Source organism: Pseudomonas kuykendallii, from assembly GCF_900106975.1.
Classification (GTDB): domain Bacteria; phylum Pseudomonadota; class Gammaproteobacteria; order Pseudomonadales; family Pseudomonadaceae; genus Pseudomonas_O; species Pseudomonas_O kuykendallii.
In genome coordinates, this window is the sequence record NZ_FNNU01000013.1 from 1 (window position 1) to 6,056 (window position 6,056).

5 protein-coding genes and 1 pseudogene are annotated in these 6,056 nt (G+C 66.7%); 2 read left to right on the top strand and 4 right to left on the bottom strand.

All coding sequences use genetic code 11. From position 1 onward, the window contains the following. The 3 genes from BLV15_RS21700 to BLV15_RS21710 form a co-directional block, all read right to left on the bottom strand. The coding region (locus BLV15_RS21700; RefSeq protein WP_139210773.1) for an aldehyde dehydrogenase family protein at positions 1–569 on the bottom strand (569 nt) is incomplete at its 3' end. Positions 570–635: 66 nt separating this feature from the next. Then, on the bottom strand, positions 636–1,631 hold the full coding sequence (gene araD1 / locus BLV15_RS21705) for an AraD1 family protein (protein WP_090231810.1): 996 nt from the start codon (positions 1,629–1,631) through the stop codon (positions 636–638). 43 nt (positions 1,632–1,674) lie between these two features. After that, positions 1,675–2,976, bottom strand: a complete 1,302-nt coding sequence (locus tag BLV15_RS21710; RefSeq protein WP_090231811.1) for an MFS transporter — start codon at positions 2,974–2,976, stop codon at positions 1,675–1,677. 192 nt (positions 2,977–3,168) lie between these two features. On the opposite strand from BLV15_RS21710, the gene BLV15_RS21715 reads away from it, so the two are divergent. Both BLV15_RS21715 and BLV15_RS21720 read left to right on the top strand, forming a co-directional pair. After that, positions 3,169–4,908, top strand: a complete 1,740-nt coding sequence (locus BLV15_RS21715; RefSeq protein WP_090231812.1) for an IlvD/Edd family dehydratase — start codon at positions 3,169–3,171, stop codon at positions 4,906–4,908. A 99-nt stretch (positions 4,909–5,007) separates the two neighbouring features. Next, positions 5,008–5,730, top strand: coding sequence for a FadR/GntR family transcriptional regulator (locus BLV15_RS21720; protein WP_090231813.1), 723 nt, complete (start codon positions 5,008–5,010; stop codon positions 5,728–5,730). A 161-nt stretch (positions 5,731–5,891) separates the two neighbouring features. Here the strand turns inward: BLV15_RS21720 and BLV15_RS22015 are convergent. Continuing rightward, positions 5,892–6,056 (bottom strand): annotated as a pseudogene (locus BLV15_RS22015) (aldehyde dehydrogenase (NADP(+))); the annotation flags it as partial.

Here is a 6,056-nt window from a genome sequence, read left to right on the forward strand (position 1 = left end):
ATGTGCCCGCTGTGGGCCTTGAACACCACCGGGCAACCGGCGGCCAGCGCCGCGGCGGTGTCGCCACCGGCGGTGGAAAACGCCAGCGGGAAGTTGGAGGCGCCGAACACCGCGACCGGGCCGAGGCCGATGCGGTATTGGCGCAGGTCCGGGCGCGGCATCGGCTGGCGATCCGGCAGCGCGCGGTCGATCCGTGCGCCATAGAAATCGCCACGCCGCAGCACCTGGGCGAACAGGCGCATCTGCCCGCTGGTGCGGCCGCGTTCGCCCTGGATACGCCCGGCCGGCAGCGCGGTTTCCTGGCAGACCAGGGCGACGAAGCCATCGCCCAGCGCATCGATCTCGGCGGCAATGGCGTCGAGGAAGTCGGCGCGTCTGGCCGCCGACAGCGTGCGGTAGGTCGGGTACGCCGCCGCAGCCGCCTTGGCGGCGGCATCGACCTCGCCAAGCGTGGCCTGGTGGAAATCGTAGGGCAGCTTCTCGCCGGTGCTCGCGTCGAGGCTGTGCACGACGACGTCGCCCAGGGCGCTGCGCGCGCCGTTGATGTAGTTCTGTCCGAGTATCTGCATGTAGGTCTCCTCGACTCGCGGGTCTGGATGGATTGCCGGCGGCGCCGGCATCGCTGGGAAAAGTGCCTAGAGCTTGCCCACCCCGCCGGCAGGCAGTTCGGCCGCGGTCGGCGCGATGCCGTTGACCAGCGGCTCGCCGAATTCCGGCAGGCCGATCTCGAAGCGGTCACCCGGCTCGGCACGCACGCCATCGGCGAACGACAGCGTCGCGGTGCCGAAGAAATGCACATGCACGTCGCCCGGCCGGAGGAACTGCGCGTACTTGAAGTGGTGGTACTCGAGGTTCTCCAGGCTATGGCACATGTTGTCCTCGCCGGAGAGGAACTCCTTCTCCCAGAGCACTTCGCCGTTGCGCCGGATGCGGCTGAAACCCGACAGGTGCCGGGGCAGTTCGCCAAGGCGCAGCTCCGGGCCGAAGGCGCAGAAGCGCAGCTTGGAGTGCGCCAGGTACAGGTAGTTGCGCCGCTCCATGACATGGTCGGAATACTCGTTGCCGAGGGCGAAGCCCAGGCGATACGGCTTGCCGTCATGGCCGATGACGTAGAGCCCGGTGAGCTCCGGTTCCTCGCCACCGTCCTCGGCGAACGGCGGGCGCGGCAGCGCTGCGCCCGGGCGCACGACGATGCTGCCGTCGCCCTTGTAGAACCATTCCGGCTGCGCGCCGACCTGCCCGGCAGCTGGTTTGCCGCCTTCGACGCCCCATTTGAAGATGCGCATGGTGTCGGTCAGGGTGGCTTCGTCGACGCCGGCCTGCTGGTGCATCTTGTCCCGCGCGGAGGCGCTGCCCAGGTGGGTCAGGCCGGTGCCGCTGACCAGGCAGTGCGCCGGGTCCGGATGGTCCAGCGGCGGCAGTACGCGGTCCTGGCCGAGCAGCGCCGAATAGTCGTGCGCCTCGCCGAGCCCCTGCACGTCGACCCGCTGCGCCAGACTCTGGCCGGCCTCGATGGCGGCCAGCGCCAGTTCCCTCACGCTGTTGGCACCCAGTACTTCGCGCACCAGGCCGCCATCCACCAGGCCAACCCGGCGCTCGCCGCCGGCCAGTTCGAACTGAATCAAGCGCATCGCAATCCTCACTTTCTATCTGTCATTGTCGGGTCGGCAGCGCTCAGGCGTTGCCCATGGAAACCTGCTGCTGCGCGTGGCGGCGCTCCAGGCGCTGGTAGACCACCCAGGTCAGCAGCAGGCCGAAGCACAGCACGGCCGTGAGGAAATACAGGCCGGACGCCAGGTTGCCGGTGTATTCCTTCAGCGCGCCGATGCCGAACGGGCCGATGTAGCCGCCGAGGTTGCCCACCGAGTTGATCAGGGCGATGGCCGCCGCCGCACTGGCGCCGGTGAAGAAGCGTCCCGGCAGGGTCCAGAACAGCGCGGTGGTGGAGAACAGGCAGAACGCGACCAGCGACAGCGCCATCAATTGCAGCGCCGGCGCGCTGAGCCAGGCGCTCAGGAACATCGAGCAGGCCGCCAGGGCATAGAGCACGGCGAGGTGGCCATAGCGGTCGTTCAGCCGGTCCGAACTGCGCGGCACGATGAGCAGGCCGACGATGCCGAACACGTAGGGAATCGCCGAGAGGAAACCGGTGGTCAGGTCGCTGCCGCCGAACTGCTTGAGGATGGTCGGCAGCCACAGGCCGAGACCATAGATGCTCAGCGTCACCGGCAGGTAGAACAGCGCCAGCAGCAGCACGCGCTTGTCCTTCAGGGCATGCAGCGGGTTGCCGTGGCGGGTCTGGGCGTATTCCTGCTTGTCCTTCTCCAGCTCGCCGGCGAGCCAGGTCTTCTCCTCCGCGGAGAGCCATTTCACCTTGTGCAGGTTGTCCGGAAGGAAGCGCAGGGTCGGCCAGGCGAGCAGCACCGCCGGAGCGCCGATCATCAGGAACAGCCACTGCCAGCCGTGCAGGCCAGAGAGGCCATCCATGCCCAGCAGCGCGCCCGCCAGCGGACCGGTGATCATCATCGCGATCGGCTGCGAAAGGATGAAGAAGCCGATGATCTTGCCGCGATGGCGAACCGGGTACCACTGGGTGATGAAGTACAGCACGCCAGGGAAGAACCCGGCCTCGGCCGCACCGAGCAGGAAGCGCATCACGTAGAAGCTGGTCGGCCCCTGGATGAACGCCATGCCCATGGTGATCGCGCCCCAGGTGATGAGGATGCGCGCGAACCAGCGCCGCGCGCCGAAGCGGTCGAGCAGCAGGTTGCTGGGTACTTCGAAGATGAAATAGCCGATGAAGAACAGACCCGCGCCCAGGCCGTAGGCGGCATCGCCGATGCCGACGTCGGCGCCCATGTGCAGCTTGGCGAAGCCAACCGCCGAGCGATCGATGTAGGCGACCAGATAGAGAAGGATCAGGAAGGGGATCAGTTTCAGGGTGATGAGGCGTATCAGCCGCTGCTCGGGGCTCATTTGTCGCGGTCTCCATTTGTTTTTGTATGGACCATCACGTCAGTAGGCGCGGCGTCTCGAAGGGGGCGTCCTCTCACGTTGAATCGACTATATAGTATTACTATTTACTCAACAAGCCTTCCAAATACCCTTTGAAAGGGCTACTTTTGGCTAACTCATCGCCATTAGTAATACAAAACAAGAGAGAACCCCATGACCGAGCAAAAACGCCCGCTTCGCTCCGCCTCCTGGTTCGGCACCACCGACAAGAACGGCTTCATGTACCGCAGCTGGATGAAGAACCAGGGCATCCCGGACCATGAATTCCAGGGCAAGCCCATCATCGGCATCTGCAATACCTGGTCCGAACTGACCCCATGCAACGCGCATTTCCGCAAGATCGCCGAGCACGTGAAGAAAGGCGTTCTCGAAGCCGGCGGCTTCCCGGTCGAATTCCCGGTGTTCTCCAGCGGCGAATCCAACCTGCGCCCCACTGCCATGCTCACCCGCAACCTGGCCAGCATGGACGTCGAGGAAGCCATCCGCGGCAACCCGGTGGACGCCGTGGTGCTGCTCACCGGCTGCGACAAGACCACCCCCGCCCTGCTGATGGGCGCCGCGAGCTGCGACGTGCCGGCCATCGTGGTCACCGGCGGGCCGATGCTCAACGGCAAGCACAAGGGGCGCGACATCGGCGCCGGCACCATCGTCTGGCAGATGCACGAGTCCTATAAGGCCGGGCTGATCGACCTCAACGAGTTCCTCTCCGCGGAAGCCGGCATGTCCCGTTCCGCCGGCACCTGCAACACCATGGGCACGGCCTCGACCATGGCCTGCATGGCCGAAGCCCTCGGCACCTCGCTGCCGCACAACGCGGCGATCCCGGCGGTGGACTCGCGCCGCTACGTGCTCGCGCACCTGTCCGGCATGCGCATCGTCGACATGGTGTGGGAAGACCTGCGCCTGTCGAAGGTGCTGACCAAGGAAGCCTTCGAGAACGCGATCAAGGTCAACGCCGCCATCGGCGGCTCGACCAACGCGGTCATCCACCTCAAGGCCATCGCCGGGCGCATGGGCGTCGAACTCGAACTGGACGACTGGACCCGCGTCGGCCGCGGCACGCCGACCATCGTCGACCTGCAACCCTCCGGGCGCTTCCTGATGGAAGAGTTCTACTACGACGGCGGCCTGCCGGCGGTGATCCGGCGGATGGGCGAAGGCGGCATCCTGCCGAACCCGGATGCGCTGACGGTGAACGGCCGCTCGCTGTGGGAAAACTGCAGCGAAGCACCGATCTACGGCGAGAACGAGGTGATCCGCACGCTGGACAACCCCATCCGCGCCGACGGCGGTATCTGCGTGCTGCGCGGCAACCTGGCGCCCAAGGGCGCGGTGCTCAAGCCCTCCGCCGCCACCGCCGAGCTGATGCAGCATCGCGGTCGCGCGGTGGTCTTCGAGAACTTCGACGACTACAAGGCGCGCATCGCCGACCCGGAACTGGATGTCGACGAAACCTGCGTGCTGGTGCTCAAGAACGCCGGACCCAAGGGTTATCCGGGCATGGCCGAAGTCGGCAACATGGGCCTGCCGCCGAAGGTGCTGGCCAAGGGCATCACCGACATGGTGCGCATCTCCGACGCGCGCATGAGCGGCACCGCCTACGGCACCGTGGTGCTTCACGTGGCCCCAGAGGCGGCCGCGGGCGGCCCGCTGGCGGCGGTGCGCAACGGCGACATGATCGAACTGGACGCCTACGCCGGGCGCCTGCACCTGGACATCAGCGACGAGGAACTGCAGGCGCGCCTGGCCGATATCCCGCCGCCGGTACCGCTGCTCTGGGACGGCGGCTATCGCCGGCTGTACATCGACCACGTGCTGCAGGCCGACGAAGGCTGCGACTTCGACTTCCTGGTCGGCTGCCGTGGCTCCGAGGTGCCGCGCCACTCGCACTGAACCGGCGAAACGCCCGCCGCAACGGCGGGCGACGGCCTGGCGAAAGCTTGCCGATGCTATGCTGTCGCGCTCAAGTCAGGTCGGACGCCAAGCGCCCCCATGGATTACAAACAGCCAAAACCCCGCAAGAGTCGCCACGCCAACATCGTTCAGGAGCTGGGCATGCGGATCGTCTCCGGCCAGCTCCAGCCGGACGAGAAACTGCCCCAGGAAGCCGTGCTCTGCGAGGAATACGCGGTCAGCCGGCCGGTGGTCCGCGAGGCCATCCGCGTGCTGGTGGCAAAAGGGCTGGTAGCCTCCAAGCCGCGCGTCGGCACGCTGGTGAAGCCGCGCCGCGACTGGCACATGCTCGACCCCGACGTGCTCTACTGGCTGGTCGAAAGCACCCCGCAAAGCGAGTTCTTCAGCACCCTGGTCGGGGTGCGCTGCATCATCGAACCGGCGGTCTGCGCGATGGCGGCGAGCACCGCCAACGCCGAGGATATCGCCGCCATCGAGGAGGCCTACACGCGCATGGAAGCCGCCACCAGCCGCGCCGAAATGCTCCAGCCGGACCTCGACTTCCACCGCCGCATCGCCGAGGCCACGCACAACGATCTGCTGGTGTACCTGAGCAACATGCTCTCGATCGCCCTGCGCGAATCGATCAAGTTCTCCAGCCACCGGCCCAACCTGCAGGCCCTCACCCTGCCCCGCCACAAGGCGATCCTCACCGCGATCAAGAACCGCGACGCCCTCGCCGCGCAGCAGGCCTCGATCGTCCAGCTCGACGACACCCGCGTCGCGCTGAACACCGTGCTCAACGAACTGACACCGCTCTGACGCACACATGAAAAAGCCCCGCCGGCTCGCGTCGGCGGGGCTTTTCTTTTGCTTCAATCCTAGGGTGGGCTTCAGCCCACCGATACGGCGGTGTATTGGCGAACGAGGGTGGGTGAAACCCGCGGCCCGAGCAGCGACGCGGATTGCCTCCGCCCTACGGCCTACAGCGTCTCGCGGCTCGGCGTGCCGTCCACCAGCCGCTGGATGCCCAGCGGGTTGGCGTTTTGCAGTGCCTCGGGAAGGAAGGCATCCGGGTAGTTCTGGTAGCACACCGGGCGCAGGAAGCGGTCGATCGCCAGAGTGCCCACCGAGGTGCCACGGGCATC